The sequence below is a fragment of the Terriglobus tenax genome (genome assembly GCF_025685395.1).
GTDB classification, from domain to species: Bacteria; Acidobacteriota; Terriglobia; order Terriglobales; family Acidobacteriaceae; genus Terriglobus; species Terriglobus tenax.
The window spans coordinates 2702647-2722249 of record NZ_JAGSYA010000004.1 but is presented as its reverse complement, the minus strand read 5'-3'; the positions used below and the strand labels follow the sequence as shown (position 1 = coordinate 2722249).

The window sequence follows — 19603 nt, the reverse complement described above, 5'->3', positions numbered from 1 at the left end:
CTGTGGGTATACTTCGGGCAACCGGCGCAAGATGTGACTGCTTTTCCTCCCTCTAGCTGCGCCCGGCCAATCGAGGTGCGTCTTCAGTCAGAGTGCTGACCTGAAACTCGGTGTGGAACGGTGGCGCGCACGCGTCCGCTACCTGCGAAGTCACGCGTTCCCGCGAAGTTGCGCCCCCCTGCTGGATCCTGTCTCAACGGTTCTGTTCCCCTCGGATTGCCGCGTTTGCCGCGGCCCCTTGTTGCGCGCCTCGCGCGTGCCGGTCTGCGATGCCTGTCGCGGACTTCTCGCTCCCCAGACATTCTCGATGTGCGCCCTGTGTGGCGAAGCTCTTGGCTTTGAGTCCATCCGGCTTGAGGACGCGCCGCTGTGCCGCATCTGCCGCGTCTCTCCTCCTCCCTTTGCCCAGGCCGTGGCCTATGGTCATTACACGGGCACGCTGCGGGAGATGGTGGGGCTGTTCAAATTTGAACGGGTTGCCGTGCTCAGCCACCTGCTGGGCGAAAAGCTGGCCGAAGAGGTTCGCCAGATGCCGGGGCTCTCAAGCCGGGCGGTGGTGGTGCCTGTCCCCCTGTTCCGCCGCAAGCAGAATGAGCGCGGCTATAACCAGTCCCTGCTGCTGGCCCGGCAGATATGCCGCGTCCTGAACCGCCGGTATGACTACCGTCTTGCCGTGGCCGAGGTGATGGTGCGGGTGAAGCCGACGGAAAGCCAGTACCTGTTGACCCCGCGGCAGCGCCGGCTGAACCTGCGCGCAGCGTTTGCGGTGCAGGGTAAAGCCGCGATTGCAGGGCAGCATGTGCTGCTGATCGATGACATTTACACCACCGGGGCGACCGCCCGCGAGTGCAGCCGCGTGCTGCTGCGCGGCGGAGCGGCCAGTGTCCGCGTTGCCACCGTGGCACGGGCGCAGAGGGATGTTCCGGTGCTATGGACGGGTAAGTTTGCAGTTCCTGAAGGACTTCGAGAGACGAATCAGAACCAGGTTTGAACGATAACGTAGCGAGGAGAGCACACGAATGCACGGCAAGGCGCGCAAGCAGAAGTCCCTGGCGAAGTGTCACACCATGCAACATGGACTGGACCCGGTCCACGCACCCGAACGCACGCGCGGATCGTCTCCGCTACAGACCCCGGTGCTGGTGCTGAATGCCTCGTATGAGCCCATCAATATCTGCGGTGCGCGACGCGCCCTGGTGCTGGTATTGAAGGGCGTTGCCCGCACGGAGGAGGCGCAGGGAGCACAACTGCACTCCGCGCGCGTGAAGGTGGAGATGCCCTCGGTCATCCGCCTGCTGGAGTATCGCCGTATTCCGCACCAGACGCGGGCACTGTCGCGGAAGAACATTCTTCTGCGCGACCGCAATACCTGCCAGTACTGCGGCATTATTCTGACGGCGGGTGAACTGACGCTGGACCACGTTCTGCCGCGTTCACGCGGCGGCCTGTCCACCTGGGAGAACCTGGTGGCCTGCTGCCATAGCTGCAATCGCAGAAAGGGCAACTCCCTGCTGCATGAACTGACGGACATGAAGCTGGCGCGCGAGCCGCGATCGTTCAGTCTGCACACCAGCCGCCACATTATGCGGATGATCGGGTCAAGCGATGCGAACTGGCGCAAATACCTGTACTACTAGCGCTCGCTGAGCACTGGCCGCCGTCCTTTGCTACAATTGCAGAGGTACGGCGGCTATAGTTCAGGGGTTAGAACGCGGGTCTGTGGCACCCGATGTCGCGGGTTCAAATCCCGCTAGCCGCCCCAAACACCCCCCTTCCATTGCGTGCCTTGAGCGAATCGCCCGTCACCTCCACGCACACGCTTTACGCAGGCAGTTCAGGCTGGGCCTATCCCACCTGGAAGCCGGGCTTTTATCCTGCAAAAACACCCGCAAAACAGTTTCTTGCCCATTACGGCACACGCTGCAACTCGGTTGAGGTGAACTACACCTTCCGCGCGCTGCCGACCAACGCCATGGTGCAGGGCTGGGTGGCTGCCGTGCCAGAGAACTTCCGCTTCAGCTTCAAGGCTCCGCAGACCATTACCCATATCAAGCGGCTGCGCGACTGTGGCTCGCCGGTGGATGCCTTTACCGGCGCCCTGGCACATGCCTATGCGGCCAACAAGCTGGGGCTGCTGCTCTTCCAGCTTCCGCCGAACTTCAAGGCCGACCTTGACCGCCTTGCCGCCTTTCTGACGCTACCCACGCTGCGGGAGTACCGCGTAGCCTTTGAGTTCCGCCATGAGAGCTGGTTTGCCGATGCCACCTATGACCTGCTGCGCGAGCACAACACCGCGCTCTGCATTGCCGAAAGCGAAGACCTGGTGACGCCCGAGGTGCATACCGCAGCGGACTTCACCTCATACCGCCTTCGCAACCCGGTGCACTACACGGCCGAGGATCTACCGCGCTACACGGCGCAGTTCGCTGAGCTGACAAAGCAGCGCGACGTCTTTGCTTACTTCAAGCATGAGGATGAGCCGGCCGGCGTGCTGGCAGCCGCTGCCCTGCTGGAACAGGTGGCCGCACGATGAGCCATCAACGCCATTTCACACCGCGCCGCTGGGTTCGCCATGGCGACCTGCAGACGCTGGTGGGTAATTTTCTCAAGCGCGGTGCCGAGCCACCGGAGTCCGAGGCGGTATACATCCAGACCGAGCCGGAGACGCAGGTACTGTGCCAGTGCAACTGGCAGCCCGCAGCGGCCGAAGCGCCCCTGGCCATTCTTCTGCATGGGCTTGAGGGCTCGTCGGCATCCCAGTACATGCGTGGCAACGCGGCCAAGCTGTGGGATGCGGGATGGTCGGTCATCCGGATGAACATGCGCAATTGCGGCGGCACGGAGAACCTGACGCCGACCTTGTATCACTCCGGTCTGTCCGTCGACATGCTGGAGGTGATGCGCTGGGCCATCCGCACGCATGGCGTTCGCAGCATCAGCCTGATCGGCTATTCGATGGGCGGCAACATTGTGTTGAAGCTGGCGGGTGAGCTGGGCAGCTCCATGCCGGAGCTTGCAGGCGTTGTCGGCGTTTCGCCCGCGATGGATCTTGGCCCCTCCGCCGACAAACTGCACGAGGGACGCAACCGCGTGTATGAGTGGAAGTTTCTGCGCGGTCTGCTGGCGCGGTATCAGCGCAAATGCGAACTCTTCCCGAAGATCTACGATCCGGCGCGCGTGAAGAACATTCGTTCTATCCGCGACTTTGACGAGCGCATCACCGGGCCGTACTCCGGCTTTACCGGGGCTGATGACTACTATCACCGCGCCGCGGCCGCGCGCGTGCTGGACCGCATCGCTGTGCCCACGCTGATTCTGCACGCAGCGGATGATCCTTTCATCCGCGTAACGCGACAGACCCGCTCCGTGATGGCTGCGAACCCGCACCTTACCTTTGTGGAGACCGCGCACGGCGGCCATTGCGCCTTTCTTGCCGACCGGACCGCAAGTTACGACGGTTACTGGGCCGAGCACACAACGCTGGCCTTCCTGACCGGGCATGTCCGCGTGCCCGCACCCGTTCCCCAGGAGGCCCATGCAGGCTGAGTGGTCGACCGAGACCGGAGCACATGACCCGGTGCTCGTGATTCCCTGGCAGGCCGAAGGCACGGCGCATGCCTTTGTAGATCTGCGCGAAGATCCGGATGCGCTGGACTCGATTCCCGAGGCAGACGACCATGCTGCTCTGCTGCATGCCCTGCGCTCGCTGAACGCTGCACGCTCGCCGGTCTACACCGCCAAGTGCGATGCGTGGGAGATGTACGACTCTGAGCTGGAGATGCTGCAGATGGAGATGCTGCTGGAGCCGGACGAGGCTCCCTGCGGCTTTGCCAGCTACATTGACCTGTTGTGGCGCGACCGGAATGCCTTCCTGTCGCCACACAAGCTGACTCCGCTGCTGGACCGGCTGACACGGCTTGCCGGCAAGCTGGAGCACCCGATGGCGAAGCTTGAGTTCATTCTGCGCCCCGCGGTGACGGACTTCGGCATGGTGCAGGAAGGCTACGCTGTCACGCTGTATGTGAAAGCGCTGGGGCAGGACGCAAATGAAGCTTACCGCCATTGGGCGGATGCGCTGGGCGACGTGGTGGTACTGCTGCGCAGCAAAGACGCCGCGCCCTAACAGAATTCCTTTTACCGATGCCCAATGGGATGTGGCACCGGGTGCGGAGCATGCACCGGACGCCCGATCATCACCGCTGTATGCTCGCGAGTGACGCGCACACGGCATGCCGTATCCACACCGCAGGTTCGCGTGCGGATGTCTAGCCACGCCACCTGCTCGGGACCGTTGATCATCCATGCCGTGGCGTTGGTGGCATAGTGCACCTGTTGCAGGTAATACGCGGCATTCATGTCCAGTTCGGCGGAGTCGGCATCCATCTGCTGGCAGCCGCTGCCGGGCGCAGCCGTGGCCCCATCCAACTGCGTGCAGTACTCCTCATCATGCGCCAGCAGAAGACGCTTCTTGTTTTCGCCGATGAAGTAGCGCGTGGTGACCAACGGCACGCGCTCGCTGCGCGACCAGCTTTCCACGTCGCGTGCAAACTCGGGCGGAAGCTGGCCCATGCTCATGGAGGTCTCCTTCACCTGGCGGGAGAAGACGGTAACTGTCGGCGTAGGCTCACCGTTGGTGGGATGGAAGTAGAAACCGGCGAGCCCGATTCCCTCCTGAAGATCGATCCATACAAATGCCCGGCCCGCCAGATAAGGACCGTCATCCCCTGAGACCAGTAGGTAGCGCCCCTCGCGTAATCGAATGGGCGTTTTGGAGCCATCCATGACCATCTGCACGGCATCGCGGGAGTCCATGTCTTTGCCGTAATGAAACATGCAGTCCGGAACGATGCTTTTGAAGATGGCTTTGAACTGCTTGTCCTTGAAAATCGCCTTTGCGGGCTGGCCGTCGTACACCTTCAGGGCGTCCAGCTGCGCAGTGGGCAGAAGATTCCGGAAGATGGCAGGATCGTAGGCCACGGCCAAGGCATCCAGCCCGGCTTGTTCCTGCGCGTTCATGGGAGGGGGTGGAGCCGGCTGCTGTGCGGCGGCGGCACCATAGAGAAGACTCAAGACAAGAAGACCGCGGCGAAGCAAACGCTGGCGCATACGGGCATGGGCTCACAAGGCAGGGATGAATGCTATGCATAACTCATACCCCGCGCCAGCCGATTTGTCGCGGTAATTCTCCGCGCATCGTTATACTTCTCTGGCAGCCGCCGTGATCGTACACGCGTTGCACTGGGAGATTTCTGAGGACTCATGATGAACCGTCGCGACTTTCATAAGCTTTCGTTTGGCGCAGCCGTTATGCCGTTTCTGGGCGGAGTAGAAGCGGCCGTGGCCGCACCGGCGCCGAAGAACACCTTCTCTGTCATGCTGTGGACCATCGACAACAAAATCAGCTTTGTGCAGAAGCTGGAGATGGTGGCTGCGGCGGGATACACCTCGGTGGAGGTAGGCAATGAGTACGAGAAGTGGACTCCCGAGGAATGGAAGACCAACCAGGCTGCGCTGAAGCGGCTGAAGCTGGGCGTGGACTCCGCCGTACCAGGCCGCAATGCCCTGGCCGACCACACCAAGCGCACCGCCCTGCATGACGACCTGGTGAAGGCGATTCCGGGAGCCAAGGAGCTTGGCTGCAAACAGTTCATCTACACCGCCTTCAACCGCGTGCCCACGCAGACGCCCGCCGAGCAGCGCGCCGCCATTGTGGACACGCTGAAGTATGCCGCCGATGTGCTGGAGAAAGACCAGATGGAGATTGTGCTGGAACCGATCGACCTGCTGGAGCACAAGGAAGAGGCGGTGGTGAGCGTAAGCGAAGCCTTCGCCATCTGCCGCGAGGTGAACAGCCCGCGCATCAAGGTGTTGTACGACTTCTACCATGAGCAGCGGCAGGCCGGGAATCTGATCGAGAAGCTGGATGGCAATATCGATCTGGTGGGCCTGGTCCACGTGGCCGACGTCCCCGGACGCCATGAGCCCGGCACCGGCGAGATGTACTGGCCGAATATCTATAAGAAGCTGGCCGAGTTGAAGTACACCGGCGTGATCTGCATGGAGTTCAAGCCCGTAGGCGACTGGGTGAAGACGCTGACCAAGGCACGAGAAGAAGCCGTAACCGCACTGCAGGACGCATAAGATTGCGCCCGTGTACCGCACGGTGCACGGGCGCAATCTTTCTTATAGCGGTGGCGGATTCCGCTCGCCCACATGCAGGCTTACCGTCTGTCGCGGGGCCAGCAATACCACGTACGTTGCCACAGTGCCCTCCAACTTGTTCGGCTGCGGATCGGAATCCACCTCCCAGCCCTTCGGTACTTTCTGTTCCAGAACGAAGGTTGCCGGCTCCGGCGTGGGGTTGTGCAACGTGAAGGTTCGCTCACGGATGGTGACATGGATGCGGTTTCGTCTGGGGAGGCTCATGTCGGTCTCTGTCCGGGAAGATTCATGGACGGTGCCCGCGTCGCAGATGCCACGATCTTTGTACCGTCGCGCGATTGGCCCCTTTGGTCCGGGAACCGTTTCATAGATGTGGCACGAGCCGTCCACATGAAATTCATTGGCGGCATTCGAAGGCTGCTGCGCATAGGAAAAGGGCAGCAGCATTCCGGCAGACAGCACGAGAACTGCACGAACAGACCGGCGCATCATGCCGCCATCATCCCACGGAAAATACGCCGCAACAAGTGGATTTGATTCTCCTGGCACAGCCCAAGCCACCCTCGCATACAATCAACACAGGCGGGCGAGTAGCTCAATTGGATAGAGCACGAGCCTTCTAAGCTCGGGGTTGCAGGTTCGATCCCTGCCTCGCCTACCAGCAGATTCCGTCCCCTCCCGCCAATGTCAGCAATCTTGAGACTTCAGATAGCATGCTTCACGCGGTGCGTGTTCTCTCATGGAACAACCGTTTGGGGGTTGAGACTTCCCCGAACAGATGCCCTGAGCCATTCCTCAAGCTGGCCCGTCATCCGCAAGGCGCTGATCTGCGCGGCATAAAGCTGATGCTCTGCCTCCAGCAGATCAATATATTTCTGCCGCTCCTGCAGACGGGCATTCTGCTCATCCTTCGGAGTGGCGGGCGGGGAGAGGCTTCCACTCCCCTGTTGAAGCCGGATTTGTAATACTTCTAAATCCTGCTCTGCAATTTCTCGCTCAAGAGAAGCAATCTCACTTTTGGCGGATAACTCTGCAAGCGAAGCAATCGTTTTTGCCCGGCTCTCAAGGAACTCCAGCTTCAGGCGATCTGCGTCATACCGCGCGTGCATGGCGTCAGCCAGCGATTCACGCGCCTTGGCCTTGAGTTGGGGATTGAAGATGGGAAGATTCACCAATGTGCCAACCGTGAGGTTATTTACGTGAAAGGAGTCCTTTCTGTAGTAGTCCTGATAATTGTTAAACTCTGCATAACGGTCGTACCGGAATGTAAAACTGACCTGTGGCCGGTATAGCTTGCGTGAATCTCCGGATGCTATCTGGGATTTGGACTCCGCATTCAGGTATGCGGCCTTGCTGGCCACGGCACCTTTCTCTTTTTCCTGCTTGGTATCTGGAATACCCGACGCCGATGGAATGCTGTCCGGGTCAATGGCCAGCGCTTCGACCGGAAGACCTGTCAAAGAAGATAAGTGCGCCAGATGAGATGAAATATCGGATTCCGTATGGAGCCTGGCAAGGTTGGCTCGTGCCGAGGTCAGGCGCGATCTCGTGAGTTCCATGGCGCTGTCCTGTTCCGCCTGCTGACGGGCACGCACTATCTCCATGAGATGAATGGCGATTCCCTGCTGTTGCTGCAAAACGGTGAGACGTTGACGATCAAAGGCGAGGGCAATGTACGTGAGAGCCGTATCTTCGGCGACCCCCTGACGTGCATCCACCAAGGCATATTTCGCGCTCTCCAGAGCTCTCTTTGCCGCACGAATGGAATTGACCTGCGATTGATCAAAGACGAGGGATTGGATTCCAACGTTATAGAGCGTCGGCTGACCGACGGGAAACCCGTAGGAATAGCCTAATCCCGAACCGAAATTCAGCTGCGGAATATAGACAGTACGCGACTCTGAGAGAACAGCGATTGCCTTCGCAATATCCGCTTCGGCCATCTTCACACGCGGGCTGTTGCGAAGCGCCAGATTAACCGCGGAGGTAAATGAAATCTGTCCGTGAAGGTTCATCGAAACAAGCAGCAGGCACATAAGACGTGCACAGGAAAAACACAGCGGTATGAGTTTCAAGAGAAACCTTCCAGATAGTTGCAGGCTTTACCCATAGTACAAATTGCTTCCTGCAAAAGATGGGTCTGCAGGACACGTTGCACTCCCGGCGTGAAAGAATGTCCAAGTACGATTGTTTTGAGAGTTCCCGGCAGCCGCTTTCGACGAGTTGCCTCATATACCGCTTTTTCAGGAGATTCCCCTCGTGTCCCAGCATGCCTGTAAGCACTTTGCCCATCTGCACCCGGTTGTTCCTTCCGCCAAGGGCTGCGAGGAATGCCTGAAGATGGGTAGCACCTGGGTTCACCTGCGCATGTGCCTGATCTGCGGCCATGTGGGCTGCTGCGACTCCTCGCCCAACAAGCATGCGACCAAGCACTTCCACGACACCAAGCACCCCATCATGCGTTCGATTGAGCCGGGCGAGGCCTGGGGATGGTGCTTTGTGGATGAGGTTGTGGAAGACCTGCCGGCGTAGCCGTTTGCAGGAAAGATTTAAGCCCCAAAAACAGAGAGACAGAGAAAGGGCTTTAGTTCTGGGAGTTCGAATAAGACCCAGAGCTAAAGCCCTTCCATCTTTGCCCGCTCTTTCAGCGGCCTGGAGGCCACTGCTTCATCCTTTTTGAAAGCTGAAGCTTTCAAAAAAAGTCCATCTACCGATTTGGCTTAATCCAGATCGAAGTCGCGCAGTGGTTTGCCGGTGAGTGGAGATTCCTTTGCCTTCTTCACGGCTTCGGCGAACTTCTTTGACAGCAGGTCGTCCTTGTTCTTCTCGGCCTCGACCGACTGGCGGAAAAGCGAGTCGCGGCGCTCGTCCTGCTCCTTCAGAGCGGCGGATGCCTGCGAGAGGCTGTCAAAGGTGCGCTTTTTGGGCGCGGGTGTATGGCTGATGACCTGGTGGGTAACGGGATCAATCTTCAGGATTGCATCGCAATCCGGACACATCACTTCAAACGCTTGTTCCACCTTCGACTTCGCCATGAGGAGGATTTTACTCCGGCAGGGTGACGGCGTTGAACCCACCCCGACGTCATGAGGGTGGGCACACATTTCAAAATCAGGGGTTCTTCCCTGACAACTAGAGATAGATCGCCTTGTGCCCCGTACACTCCTGCCCGGCGTGGCGGACGAGCTCCGAGGGGAAGTCGTCGCCGGTGCGGGCCAGGTACCAGATACCGGCGATGGCGCGCTCCTGCACATGGCCTTCGGGGTACAGGTTCAGCGTGATGGCATCGGCGTGCTTGCGCAGCGAATCGTTCTTCTGCTGCTCAAAGCGAGCGGACATGCGGCGCAGACGATTCATCTGGTAGCGCATCTTGGAGGCCGAGACCTCACCCGAGCGTGCCAGCTCCGCATCCACCGACTTCATCCAGCCCAGCAGCGCGTCCAGCTCGCGGTCCAGGGCATTGCCCGCGGCCTGCAGCTTCTTCTTGCCCTCAATCGGCATGGCGCGTGCGCCGAGGCGCAGAGCCAGATCTTCGGCCCTGGTGAAGCCGTCGCCCAGGCTGAGCTCATGCTGAGCCATGACCTTTTCAATCGCGGGCTCAATCAGCGTGGCTGACATACGCGGCATGATGACGGTACGGCGGCCGAGGATGGCGTCATAGAGCACGCCTGACTGCGCGAAGTAGGCAATCTCCGCCGGTCCGCCGATGTAGGCGGAGGTGGGCAGAATCTGGTCCTGGAAAACGGGACGCAACAGAGCATTCGGGCTGAAACGTTCCGGCGATACAGCCAGCAGAGACTTCAGATCTTCCGTCGTGTAGGTGGCATGGCCGGCCTTCCATGCACCGTCCTTGTGCCGCAACGGATGGCGCTGGCCAGTTTGCTCGTCGAAGAGGAAGAGCAGGCTGCCATCGTCGGGCAGGAGGACCTGTGCGTGGTACCCGGCATCGACCAGAGCCTGCGAACGGGCACGCACGGAGGCTTCCAGCTGCGCAGCCTGCTCCAGGGCAGCCAGCAGAACCGGGGCGCCAAGTTCGTGGTAGCCGCGCTCGGCTGCGTCAAGGGTCAGCAGACCTTCGGCGGCGAAGATCTCGCGCAACAGACCTGTAAAGGCGTCGGAAAGCGTCTTGCCGGGAACATAGTGGCGCTTCAGGCTCTCGGTAATTGGAGCCCATGCCAGCAGGTCGGTTACCTGGTCGACCAGCGCGGTAATCTCCTCGGGCAAGGTCACCTTGCCGACGGCGATGGCGCGGTGCTCCAGCGTGGTGAGCTTCAGATGCTCCGGCGCGGACTTGCTCAGAAGCTCGACCTGGTTCACTTCGTCCAGGTCGTGGTCTTCCGTCGCCGGCCAGAAGATGGGTACATGCGGATGTCCGGCCTCGGTGGCCTCCTGCGCGCGGCGAATGGCGGTGGCGGCCTTGAACAGCGTGAAGAGCGGGCCGCCGAAGATGCCGACCTGCTGTCCGCTGACCACCACACCGGCTCCGTCGCGCAGCATGTCAAGATGCTTGCGGGCCGCGGGCGATGGGTCAGGGTTCTGGGCTTCCAGCAGCGAGACCAGACGGGCGCGATGCTCCGGGGTCAGCGTGGGCGCCTTCTGGTGCCAGGCCGTGTCGAGCGGATGGCCGCCGAAGCTCTCAGAAAAGATGGGATTTTCCCAATGGGCAAGGTACTCGCGAAAAAGACGCGAGACGCCGGGCAGCACCGTGATGGGGTAGCACTCAGACCGCATGAAATTTACTCGTGCAGAGGCACACAGATGAGTCTCGCACACTGGCACAACTCGTTTCCTAAACTTTCACTGTAAGGAAGAGACGTTTGCCATGCGAGTTTGGTCATTGGGTGCATCATGAAATTCGCGTTTCACGGTTAGATTCACCAGCACGTCCATATGATGCAGAGTGTTAGGTTTAGTTTTATGGCGACCAAGACAACCGCGATTAAGAAATCCGTGAAAACCACGGCGAAGAAAGCCCCGGCAAAGCGCACCGGCAAAGCCAAACTGCTGGACCAGAAGCTGGCCTACGACGGCCCGCTGTTCAAGGTATGGTCTGAGACCGTGAAGGAACCGGGCGGCGTGGTCTCGCAGCGCGACATTATCCGGCATAACGGATCAGTGGTGATTCTGGCCGTCGACGACCGCACCAACAAGCGTGATCCGTTCATCATCATGGAGCGGCAGTACCGCCAGGCGGCACAGCAGTTCCTTCTGGAGCTGCCCGCGGGCCGGCGTGAGGCCGACGAGAAGCCGCTGGCCGCCGCCAAGCGCGAAATGATTGAAGAGACCGGGTACCGCGCCAAGAAGTGGCGCAAGCTGGTTCGCTATTACGCCAGTCCCGGATTCCTGGGCGAGTGGATGGAAATCTTCCTGGCCACGGAGCTGACCGAAGGCGTGGCCCAGCCGGAAGAGGACGAGAAGATCGAGATTCTGCGCATCCGCCTGTCGGAGTTGTTGAAGATGCGCAACGAGGGCAGGATTCACGACGGAAAGACGATTATCGGGCTGTCCGTGTATGAGGCTCTGCGCCGCGCGGGAACAGTTTAGCCCGGTCAAAACCATTTTGGGCGGCTGCCGGTGCGGGGCCGCCCATTCATCTTCCAGAAAACCTTCCTCCCCATCACCCGCGTCATATCTGTCACGCGCGGGAAGAGTCTGTTCCCGCGCCGACTTCCCCTCCCCGAGGTTCGACGAACGTGGCACAGTACAAGGGCAAAGTGAAGTGGTTCAATAACGCAAAAGGCTACGGCTTCCTGGGCCGCGACGACGGCCCGGACGTTTTTGTCCACTACAGCTCCATTCAGCTAGACGGCTACAAAAGCCTGAAGGAAGGCGATGAAGTCGAGTTCGACATTATCGAAGGCCAGAAGGGTCCACAGGCGGATCAGGTCATCCGCCTGAAAGAAGCGTCTTAGCGAAGACAGCAACGAATTTCTTCCACCTGCATCCACGGTGCATACTAGCGGACAGGGCTCAGGATAGCCTTGTCCGCTTTTGATTCATGGAAAATGTCACCATTGCACGCCTGTTGGATGAGACCGCCGATCTGCTGGAGATCGACGCCGCCGACCCGTTCCGTATCCGCAGCTACCGCCGCGCCGCAGAGGCCGTAGAGCAGCAGACCACGCAGCTTGCCACCCTTGTGGACGAGCCCAAGCAGTTGCTTGCCATTGCGGGCATTGGCAAAGGCATGGCCGCCAACATTGTGGAGCTGGTCAAGACCGGCTCCATGCCCATGCGTGAGGAGCTGCTGCTGAAATACAAACCCACCATGCTGGACCTGTTGAAGCTGCCCAGCATGGGACCGAAGACAGTCGCCCTGATCTGGAGCGCGCTGGGCGTGGCCGACATCGATTCGCTGGAAACCGCCGCGAAAGAAGGCAAGCTGAACGACCTTCCGCGCTTCGGACAGAAGCAGGTCGACAAAATTCTGAAGGGCATTGAAGACTTCCGCAAGAACAGCGGCCGCTATCGCATTGACGACGCCACGGCGACCGCCGAGCGCATCTCTGCGCTGATCCGCGAGTTTCCCGGCATTGAATCCGTCACGCCGGCTGGATCACTCCGCCGCGGGAAGGAAACCGTTGGCGACCTGGATCTGCTGGTGACCGGTCCGGCCTGCGAAACCGACCGCGTGGCAGAGGTGGTGGAACATGTCGCCAGCCTGCCGCTGATCGCCAACCTGATCGCCAAGGGGCAGAACAAGGTGAGCTTCAACCTGCGCAACGGCCTGCAGGTGGATGTCCGCATGCTGCCCAGGGCAAGCTACGGCGCGGCGTTGCAGTACTTCACGGGATCGAAGATGCACAATGTTGCGCTGCGGCAGCGGGCCATCAAGATGGGCTACACGCTGAGCGAGTATGCCCTGGCGCGCATGGACGATAACTCCGTGGTCGCGGCAGCCAGCGAAGCAGAGATCTACAACGCGCTGGGCCTGGATTACATTGCGCCCGAGCTGCGCGAGAACAATGGCGAGATTGAAGCCGCGCAGAACCACACGCTGCCTGGATTGATCGATCTGAGAGATATTCGCGGGGATGTGCATGCGCACACCACGGCCAGCGACGGCAAGGCGACGATCCGCGAGATGGCTGAAGCGGCGCTGGCCAAGGGCTACAGCTTTCTGGCCATTACCGACCACACCAAGAACCTGGCCATGACCAACGGCCTGGACGATGCGCGCGCGATCGAACACATTGCCGCCATCCGCGAAGTCGACCGCGCGATGGAAGGCCGCATCCGTGTCTTCGCCGGCATGGAGGTCGACATTCTTGGCGACGGAACGCTGGACCTGGAAGACAGCACGCTGGCGCAGATGGATGTTGTGATCGGCTCCGTACATACGCTGTTCAACCAGCCGTACGAGGAGATGACCGACCGTATTTTGCGCGCGGTGGAGAACCCTTACCTGCGGATTCTCGGCCATCCCACGGGCCGCCTTCTGCTGGCGCGCGAGCCCTTCAACTTTGACCTGGAGCGCGTTCTGCGCCGCTGCGCCGAGCTGGGTGTTGTCGTCGAGCACAATACAGGCATGCCGCGGCTTGACCTGAGCGACCGCAACCTGCGGCTTGCGAAAGAGCTGGGCTGCCGCATCTCCATCAACACCGATGCGCACTCCATTACTGACTTTGACCAGATGCCGTTTGGCATAGCGCAACTGCGTCGCGCATGGCTGACGCCGCTCGATGTGATCAATACCTACACGCCGGAAGAGTTTCTTCGCGCGCTTCGTCCAAGGCCATAAGGAGACCTGAGCCCCTGATGCAGTTTCAGCAGACGCACCGCCCTGCCAATGCCCTTCTGTTGCCTATCGTGATTGCCGGCGTTGTTCTAGCCGCGGTTGCCGCCGGCATCTACTTCCACAGCCCGCATACTCCGGCTACCGTCGCACTTACGCAGATGAAGATTGTGCCCACCAAGGTGACGTACTCCAACGACAGCAACACGTTGAAGATCCTTGGCAAGACGGACGCCGATGAGAACACGCTGTTCGTCGTGGCCACGGTGAAGGTGCATAACAACCTGGACACGCCACTTTCGCTGAAGAACTACACCGCCAAACTGACGACGGCAGAGGGCGCGGAGCTGGAGACCAGCGCATCGGAGAAAGACGATGCGCCCGCGGTCTTCACGGCGTTTCCTGAGGTGAGGGCGGCAGCGGCCAACGGCAAGCTGCTGCTGCGCGACAGTGAGGTGCCTGCCAAGGGAGACCTGGAAGGCATTCTGCTGCTTGGCTTCAAGGATGCGACGCAGGCGACCTGGGACAAGCGCAAGAGTGCCGAGGTGGCCGTGGCTCCGTATCACATGGATGCGGTGAAGGCGGAGCTGAAGTAGCAGACCGGGGCTGAAGGCGCCCCCTGCTCCTTCCGGGAAAACACACGGGCAGGGCCGTTGGCCCTGCCCGTGGTACTTCAAAAGCTGTGGTTAGCTCTTGGGTGTGGAGAGGTAGCCGCTGACCTGGTTCTTGTTCACGTTGTTGACCACAATCTCAAACAGAGCGGGCGACTTGCCGGAGTAGAACTGCACCGGCTCCATCATGGTCTTGTCCTTCTTCTCAATGGTGCGGTCGTCGGAGGAGATCTCCAGCGTGTACTTGCCCTTCTTCTGGTCGACCTTCTTCAGCTTGACCTTGATGGTGGAGAGCAGCGTGGGCTGTGCGCCCTTCTGCAGGGTGAACTCGTAGTAGTTGCGGTCGCCCTTGTGCTTCAGAATCTCCAGCTCGTCGTGGTTGGCGGCGATCAGACCGCTCATCTTGCCTTCGTCGCCCATCATGCGCTGCATCTGGCTCTTGGTGGAATCCAGGTCAGCCTTCGTGGTGGCCACATCGGTCTTCACGCCACCAACATCGGTCTTCACATTGCTGACCTCGCTGGACACCGAAGCGACCTGCTTGCTGGTGGCTTCCTGAGCGGCGATCAGCTTTTCATCGGCAGCCTTCTGAGCTGCAAGGATGCTCTGGGCGCGCTGCTCCAGTTGCTTCTGCGTCATGCCGACGCTGGCGCCCAGCGTCTCGGTGGCGGCCTTCAGGCGGGCATTGGTGGAAGCGAGGCTCTCTTTCAGAGCGGCGTTTTCGGCCTTGGCGGCGGTCAGGTTCTTCTCCGCTTCGCCGATGTGGTTCTGCAGACCGTAGCACCAGATAAGGGATCCAATTCCAAGTGCCAGCGCGATGAAGACCACCGCAATAAAAGCTCCGGACATCTGCCTTTGTTCGTTTTCGCTCATGTTGACCCGTTCTCCTTGCTGGGGCAAAGTATAGCCCGCCCACCTGCACTGGTAGACGAGTTTCTACAATAGCCGTATGCAGAGGTTGGATGTTGCCGTCGTAGGAGCAGGAGTCATCGGTCTGGCCGTGGCGTTGGAGCTGCGTGGGCGGGGATTCTCCGTGGTTGTGGCTGACAAAGGAGAACCGGCGAAGGAAGCAAGCTGGGCCGCGGGCGGCATGCTGGCTGTCGATGATCCGGAGAACCCGGCGGAACTATGGCCGCTCTCGGCCTGGTCGCGCGAGCTGTACCCGGAGTTTCTTGCCCGCGTGGAAGACCTGAGCGACCTGCGGATTCCGCTGCGTACCCACCGCTGCCTGCAGGGCGCGCATGAGGGCGAGTCGTCGCTGGAGGCCCTGCAACTGGTCAACGAGCTTGGACTCAAGGGCGATGGTTATGCCTGGACGCTGCAAACCGAAGGCTCGCTGGACCCGCGCGACCTGGGTGCGGCGTTGCGTGCGGCTTGCGATCGCAACGGCATTGCCGTGAAGACGATGTGCGCGGTTGAGGCCATCACGCGTGAGCTGGACGGGTGGAAGCTGGCCACATCTCAGGGAGAGATTGCCGCCGCGCGCGTTGTGCTATGCACGGGTAGCTGGAGTGGACCGCGCCAACTTCCGGTTTTCCCGCGCAAGGGACAGATGATGGCCGTGGAGATGGAAGCTCCGCTGGACACCGTGGTGCGCACGCCGGAGATCTACCTGATTCCGCGCGGAGGCAACCGGCTGGTGATAGGCGCAACCATTGAAGACGCCGGCTATGACAAGACCGTGCATGCGGCCGATATTGCCGCGCTGAAGATGCGCGCGGAGAAACTGTTTCCGCCCGTGGCCGCGGCGCGGGTGGTGGAAACATGGGCCGGTCTGCGGCCTGGAAGCCCGGACGGACTGCCATTGATCGGCGCCCTGGAAGAGGGTCTGTATGCCGCGATGGGACACTATCGCAACGGCATTCAACTGGTGGCGGCAACGGCCCGCGCCCTTGGGCTGGAAGTAGCCGGAGAGGCGTTGCCGCAGATCATGACGGCGTATGCCGCAAATCGCACATTCTGACCGCTATTCGCACGGCGGTCATGACAAGCGTCGCGGGCCTGCGCTATAACCGTTAGAACGAATTTCACGTTCTCTTATGGAGTAGAGCTCAGCATGTCAACGACGACCGCCGCACCGAAAGGCCTGGAAGGCATTATTGCCGCGAACTCTGGTATCTGCTGGATCGACGGAGAAGCCGGTGTTCTTTCCTACCGCGGCATCGACATTCATGAGCTTGCACCGAAGTCTACCTTTGAAGAAACCACCTACCTGCTGTGGTTCGGCAAGCTGCCGAACAAGGCAGAGCTGGCGGACTTCACCCAGAAGCTGGCCGAGGCGCGCTCGCTGCCCCCGGCTGTGATCGAGTTTCTGAAGACGGTACCGAAGGACGCGACTCCGATGGAGGTTCTGCGCACGGCCACCAGCCTGCTGTCGATCTATCCGGAAGGCAATGACCCCGCCGAGAACGCCGTCACGCATGACGCCAACGTGATCAAGGCCTTCCGCCTGACCGCGCAGGTAGCGATGATCGTGGCCAGCTTCGATCGCATTCGAAAAGGAAAACCTGTGGTCGAGGCGGATAAATCGCTCTCGCATGCCGCGAACTTCCTGTGGATGCTGAATGGCGAGAAACCCTCCGAGACCGCCACCAAGACCATGGACGTGGCCCTGATCCTCCACGCCGACCACGAACTGAACGCTTCTACCTTCGCCGCCCGGGTCATCGCGGCAACCCTCTCAGACATGCACTCCGCTATTACCGGCGCCATCGGCGCTCTGAAGGGGCCCCTGCACGGCGGCGCCAACGAGGCCACGATGCGCCTGTTGTACGCCATCGAAAAGGCCGGTGCGGACCCAGTCGAGTACGTCAAGGACATGTTCGCCCGCAAGGAAAAGATCTCCGGCTTTGGCCATCGCGTCTACAAGACCGAAGATCCGCGCGCCACGCACCTGCGCAAGATGAGCGAGGAGCTGTCCCAGTCCACCGGAAGCAAGTGGTACGGCATGTCGCGCGAGATTGAGCTGTATGTAAAGGGCGAGAAGAAGCTGAACGCGAATGTGGACTTCTATTCCGCCAGCACCTACACCATGCTGGGCATTGACATTGACCTGTTCACGCCGATTTTCGCGGTCTCGCGTATCTCCGGCTGGGCGGCGCATGTGATTGAACAGCATGACGATAACCGTCTGATCCGGCCGCGCGCCAACTACATCGGGCCGGAGTATCCGGCACCGTATATTCCGCTGGAACAGCGCTAAATCACACGAAAATTTCATTGCAACAGAGACCAGGCCAGGGATACCCTTGGCCTAGTCTTCCCTTGGAGTGTTTTTTGCGCCTGGTGCGAACCATTGTGGGCCTATGCCTGCTGCCGGTATGTTTTGCCGCCGCCGCACACGCGCAGAACGCCGTAACCGAGGTCTCCATCTCGCAAGCACCCACAGCCGATGACAGCGCCCTGGACGATGCGGTTGCCGCCGAACTGGCCATGGCCGAAGTACGCAACGGCTACCAGCTTGAAAGCCTGCCCGAGCCCAGCCGGCACGTCTTCACCTTCAGGCTGATCTCCTCCTCCGTGCATAACTCGGCCCTGGGCTGGACGCAGATGACCATTCCGGTCATCGCTTACCGCTTCAATCAGCACTGGTCCATGGACCTGTCGGTCCCCGCGTTTCTGAGCGTGCATGCCTATGCCGCCAAGGCTGCCCCGGCGTCTCCATCCGGTGGAAACGGACCGGCTGCTCCAACGACATACTCGCTCAAGTCAATGCGCAACCTGATGGGGGACACCTCGATTGCGACGCGCTACACCACGGACTTTGGCAGGGCGTTTACCTACACCGGCTCCGCCACGCTCTCCTTGCCCAGCGGGGCCGACAGCGTGGGCCTGGGGAATGGCCAGGCGACCTATAACCTGAACCACCGGCTGGACTACATCTTCAGCCGCGTCGCTCCGTTTGCCGAGACCGGCATTGGCGATACCTCGAGCCTGGTGGACCGGCAGATCCAGCGGAACTACACCACCGTCGGCCACATTGCGCACTTCCAGGCCGGGGCACAGTTCCTTCTGCCCTTCCGCGCCGCCTTCACGGCATCGGCCTTTGAGAACCTGCCCCTTGGCGACCAGAAGATCTATCGCCAGTTCCGGCGCGGCAATAGCTGGACGCAGCAGGCGGTGGGTGTGGGCCTGGCGGAGGACAACGGCTTTGACACGATCCTCGATGTCCCCTTGAACCGTACGATGAGCGTCTCCGGCTTTTACAGCCACAGCACGCGTCTGAACTACGACACCACGGGCGTTTCGGTCATCCTCTCACTGCGCAACCCTTTCCATCGCTCATACCAGGGCACGCCATAGACCCTACCTCGGTTTGGTTGGGCATTCAGTGTCTGCCTCACCCACCCTTACTCCGTGAGGGTGCACCCCGGGTGCATCGATAACGAAGACTCCTGGAAACACAAAAAGAGCACGGCTGAGTCGCCGTGCTCTTTTGCTCTTTCTGCCGCTTCTTTATTTGTTGGTGGGGTTCGCAGCCGGACGTCCGGCGCTGGCGGGGGGTACGACGCCGACCATGCGGCCCCAGACAACCATCTGGCCATATTCGTCGCGGATGTGGATGACGCCACCGGCGAGCGAGATGAGTTTGGTGGAGGCAGCGCCACGGCCCGCGCCCTCAAAGGCGTTGGCGGCGGTGATGGAAGCGGCGGCCTTGTGGCCGTACTCCATGGACTCCTTGGCGGCCTTCACGATGGCGTCCTTGTCGGTGAGTTTACCGATGGCGGCGATCTTCTCCTGGTCGAGTTTCTCGCCCAGTACCGGAGCCCAGTAAAAGTAGTTGGCCTGCACGGTGTGCGTGACCAGTTGCGCGAAGGTGCGCACGCCTTTGAAGTCGACCGACTCCGGGGCCTTGAACAGGCTGGCCGAGGGGGCAAAGCTGTACTTGTCGGCCGGCATGGCTTCCAGCAGGCTGATGAAGTCCTTCTCCGCGCCGGAGACGAGGAAGTCGGCGGCCTTGGCCGGTTCCACCGGGCCGGAGGGCGCGGCAGCGGGCATCTGCCCGAACATGGTTGCACTACACACAGCGGCCATCGCAATCGCGAGGATCCTGGTCTTCATTGCTTCTCCTTAGGTGCGCCTGACTGAGCCATCA

At 60.7% G+C, this 19603-nt stretch carries 20 protein-coding genes, 2 tRNA genes and 1 pseudogene; 16 read left to right on the top strand and 7 right to left on the bottom strand.

What is annotated here, in order from left to right:
* The first annotated feature begins 307 nt into the window (after positions 1-307).
* The 6 genes and pseudogenes from OHL13_RS17265 (at position 308) to OHL13_RS17240 (ending at position 4123) form a co-directional block, all read left to right on the top strand.
* Positions 308-991, top strand: a complete 684-nt coding sequence (locus OHL13_RS17265) for a ComF family protein (protein WP_263411365.1) — start codon at positions 308-310, stop codon at positions 989-991.
* 28 nt (positions 992-1019) lie between these two features.
* Positions 1020-1523, top strand: a pseudogene (locus tag OHL13_RS17260) (HNH endonuclease); the annotation flags it as partial.
* 163 nt (positions 1524-1686) lie between these two features.
* Positions 1687-1762 (top strand) — tRNA-His (locus tag OHL13_RS17255).
* 24 nt (positions 1763-1786) lie between these two features.
* Positions 1787-2533 carry a DUF72 domain-containing protein gene (locus tag OHL13_RS17250; protein ID WP_263411364.1) on the top strand — a complete coding sequence of 249 codons (747 nt, stop codon included), beginning with the start codon at positions 1787-1789 and terminating at the stop codon, positions 2531-2533.
* Entirely contained in the window at positions 2530-3546 is a 1017-nt protein-coding gene (locus tag OHL13_RS17245) for a YheT family hydrolase (protein ID WP_263411363.1), read from the top strand. The genes OHL13_RS17250 and OHL13_RS17245 overlap by 4 nt, the downstream gene beginning before the upstream one ends.
* Positions 3536-4123, top strand: coding sequence for a hypothetical protein (locus OHL13_RS17240; protein WP_263411362.1), 588 nt, complete (start codon positions 3536-3538; stop codon positions 4121-4123). The genes OHL13_RS17245 and OHL13_RS17240 overlap by 11 nt, the downstream gene beginning before the upstream one ends.
* Before the next feature lie 11 nt (positions 4124-4134).
* Here the strand turns inward: OHL13_RS17240 and OHL13_RS17235 are convergent, their stop codons facing one another.
* Complete coding sequence (locus OHL13_RS17235) at positions 4135-5106, bottom strand: hypothetical protein (protein ID WP_263411361.1); 972 nt, start codon at positions 5104-5106, stop codon at positions 4135-4137.
* A 153-nt stretch (positions 5107-5259) separates the two neighbouring features.
* Here OHL13_RS17235 and OHL13_RS17230 point away from each other — a divergent pair, with 153 nt between their 5' ends.
* The gene (locus OHL13_RS17230; protein WP_263411360.1) at positions 5260-6141 is read left to right on the top strand and encodes a TIM barrel protein; all 882 of its coding nucleotides are present in this window, start codon (positions 5260-5262) and stop codon (positions 6139-6141) included.
* Between the two features lie 42 nt (positions 6142-6183).
* Here OHL13_RS17230 and OHL13_RS17225 read toward each other — a convergent pair whose 3' ends face one another.
* A complete protein-coding gene (locus OHL13_RS17225; RefSeq protein ID WP_263411359.1) occupies positions 6184-6654 on the bottom strand; it encodes a hypothetical protein in 471 nt (156 codons plus the stop codon).
* A gap of 92 nt (positions 6655-6746) precedes the next feature.
* Between OHL13_RS17225 and OHL13_RS17220 the strand changes: the two genes are divergently transcribed.
* Positions 6747-6823, top strand: a tRNA-Arg gene (locus tag OHL13_RS17220).
* A 76-nt stretch (positions 6824-6899) separates the two neighbouring features.
* On the opposite strand, the gene OHL13_RS17215 is transcribed toward OHL13_RS17220, so the two are convergent.
* Positions 6900-8237: a TolC family protein gene (locus tag OHL13_RS17215; RefSeq protein WP_263411358.1), complete on the bottom strand. Its 1338-nt coding sequence runs from the start codon at positions 8235-8237 to the stop codon at positions 6900-6902.
* A gap of 184 nt (positions 8238-8421) precedes the next feature.
* Here OHL13_RS17215 and OHL13_RS17210 point away from each other — a divergent pair, with 184 nt between their 5' ends.
* A complete protein-coding gene (locus tag OHL13_RS17210; protein ID WP_263411357.1) occupies positions 8422-8694 on the top strand; it encodes a ubiquitin carboxyl-terminal hydrolase 14 in 273 nt (90 codons plus the stop codon).
* Between the two features lie 188 nt (positions 8695-8882).
* On the opposite strand, the gene OHL13_RS17205 is transcribed toward OHL13_RS17210, so the two are convergent.
* Together OHL13_RS17205 and bshC are read right to left on the bottom strand one after the other, a co-directional pair.
* A complete protein-coding gene (locus tag OHL13_RS17205) occupies positions 8883-9197 on the bottom strand; it encodes a hypothetical protein (protein WP_263411356.1) in 315 nt (104 codons plus the stop codon).
* Between the two features lie 97 nt (positions 9198-9294).
* The gene (gene bshC, locus OHL13_RS17200; RefSeq protein ID WP_263411355.1) at positions 9295-10893 is read right to left on the bottom strand and encodes a bacillithiol biosynthesis cysteine-adding enzyme BshC; all 1599 of its coding nucleotides are present in this window, start codon (positions 10891-10893) and stop codon (positions 9295-9297) included.
* A gap of 186 nt (positions 10894-11079) precedes the next feature.
* On the opposite strand from bshC, the gene OHL13_RS17195 reads away from it, so the two are divergent.
* The 4 genes from OHL13_RS17195 (at position 11080) to OHL13_RS17180 (ending at position 14493) form a co-directional block, all read left to right on the top strand.
* Positions 11080-11706, top strand: coding sequence for an NUDIX hydrolase (locus tag OHL13_RS17195; RefSeq protein WP_263411354.1), 627 nt, complete (start codon positions 11080-11082; stop codon positions 11704-11706).
* 149 nt (positions 11707-11855) lie between these two features.
* A complete protein-coding gene (locus tag OHL13_RS17190; protein ID WP_263411353.1) occupies positions 11856-12074 on the top strand; it encodes a cold shock domain-containing protein in 219 nt (72 codons plus the stop codon).
* Between the two features lie 86 nt (positions 12075-12160).
* Positions 12161-13903, top strand: a complete 1743-nt coding sequence (polX, locus tag OHL13_RS17185; protein WP_263411352.1) for a DNA polymerase/3'-5' exonuclease PolX — start codon at positions 12161-12163, stop codon at positions 13901-13903.
* A gap of 17 nt (positions 13904-13920) precedes the next feature.
* Positions 13921-14493 carry a hypothetical protein gene (locus tag OHL13_RS17180; protein WP_263411351.1) on the top strand — a complete coding sequence of 191 codons (573 nt, stop codon included), beginning with the start codon at positions 13921-13923 and terminating at the stop codon, positions 14491-14493.
* A 90-nt stretch (positions 14494-14583) separates the two neighbouring features.
* Here the strand turns inward: OHL13_RS17180 and OHL13_RS17175 are convergent, their stop codons facing one another.
* Positions 14584-15381, bottom strand: a complete 798-nt coding sequence (locus tag OHL13_RS17175) for a hypothetical protein (RefSeq protein WP_263411350.1) — start codon at positions 15379-15381, stop codon at positions 14584-14586.
* A 76-nt stretch (positions 15382-15457) separates the two neighbouring features.
* Between OHL13_RS17175 and OHL13_RS17170 the strand changes: the two genes are divergently transcribed.
* From OHL13_RS17170 to OHL13_RS17160, 3 genes are all read left to right on the top strand, one after another.
* Positions 15458-16471, top strand: a complete 1014-nt coding sequence (locus OHL13_RS17170) for an NAD(P)/FAD-dependent oxidoreductase (protein WP_263411349.1) — start codon at positions 15458-15460, stop codon at positions 16469-16471.
* A 93-nt stretch (positions 16472-16564) separates the two neighbouring features.
* Positions 16565-17710: a citrate synthase gene (locus tag OHL13_RS17165; RefSeq protein WP_263411348.1), complete on the top strand. Its 1146-nt coding sequence runs from the start codon at positions 16565-16567 to the stop codon at positions 17708-17710.
* A gap of 74 nt (positions 17711-17784) precedes the next feature.
* Positions 17785-18810 (top strand): hypothetical protein, encoded by a 1026-nt coding sequence (locus OHL13_RS17160; RefSeq protein ID WP_263411347.1) that lies wholly within the window; start codon positions 17785-17787, stop codon positions 18808-18810.
* 153 nt (positions 18811-18963) lie between these two features.
* Here OHL13_RS17160 and OHL13_RS17155 read toward each other — a convergent pair whose 3' ends face one another.
* Positions 18964-19569 carry a DinB family protein gene (locus OHL13_RS17155; protein ID WP_263411346.1) on the bottom strand — a complete coding sequence of 202 codons (606 nt, stop codon included), beginning with the start codon at positions 19567-19569 and terminating at the stop codon, positions 18964-18966.
* Between the last annotated feature and the right edge of the window lie 34 nt (positions 19570-19603).

Excerpts from the sequence above, each read along its gene's own strand:
- polX (WP_263411352.1), top strand. The coding sequence starts at position 12,161 with ATGGAAAATGTCACCATTGCACGCCTGTTGGATGAGACCGCCGATCTG.
- OHL13_RS17205 (WP_263411356.1), bottom strand. The coding sequence starts at position 9,197 with ATGGCGAAGTCGAAGGTGGAACAAGCGTTTGAAGTGATGTGTCCGGAT.
- bshC (WP_263411355.1), bottom strand. The coding sequence starts at position 10,893 with ATGCGGTCTGAGTGCTACCCCATCACGGTGCTGCCCGGCGTCTCGCGT.
- OHL13_RS17175 (WP_263411350.1), bottom strand. The coding sequence starts at position 15,381 with ATGAGCGAAAACGAACAAAGGCAGATGTCCGGAGCTTTTATTGCGGTG.
- OHL13_RS17195 (WP_263411354.1), top strand. The coding sequence starts at position 11,080 with ATGGCGACCAAGACAACCGCGATTAAGAAATCCGTGAAAACCACGGCG.
- OHL13_RS17240 (WP_263411362.1), top strand. The coding sequence starts at position 3,536 with ATGCAGGCTGAGTGGTCGACCGAGACCGGAGCACATGACCCGGTGCTC.
- OHL13_RS17265 (WP_263411365.1), top strand. The coding sequence starts at position 308 with ATGTGCGCCCTGTGTGGCGAAGCTCTTGGCTTTGAGTCCATCCGGCTT.
- OHL13_RS17180 (WP_263411351.1), top strand. The coding sequence starts at position 13,921 with ATGCAGTTTCAGCAGACGCACCGCCCTGCCAATGCCCTTCTGTTGCCT.
- OHL13_RS17225 (WP_263411359.1), bottom strand. The coding sequence starts at position 6,654 with ATGATGCGCCGGTCTGTTCGTGCAGTTCTCGTGCTGTCTGCCGGAATG.
- OHL13_RS17155 (WP_263411346.1), bottom strand. The coding sequence starts at position 19,569 with ATGAAGACCAGGATCCTCGCGATTGCGATGGCCGCTGTGTGTAGTGCA.
- OHL13_RS17170 (WP_263411349.1), top strand. The coding sequence starts at position 15,458 with ATGCAGAGGTTGGATGTTGCCGTCGTAGGAGCAGGAGTCATCGGTCTG.
- OHL13_RS17235 (WP_263411361.1), bottom strand. The coding sequence starts at position 5,106 with ATGCGCCAGCGTTTGCTTCGCCGCGGTCTTCTTGTCTTGAGTCTTCTC.
- OHL13_RS17230 (WP_263411360.1), top strand. The coding sequence starts at position 5,260 with ATGATGAACCGTCGCGACTTTCATAAGCTTTCGTTTGGCGCAGCCGTT.
- OHL13_RS17245 (WP_263411363.1), top strand. The coding sequence starts at position 2,530 with ATGAGCCATCAACGCCATTTCACACCGCGCCGCTGGGTTCGCCATGGC.
- OHL13_RS17165 (WP_263411348.1), top strand. The coding sequence starts at position 16,565 with ATGTCAACGACGACCGCCGCACCGAAAGGCCTGGAAGGCATTATTGCC.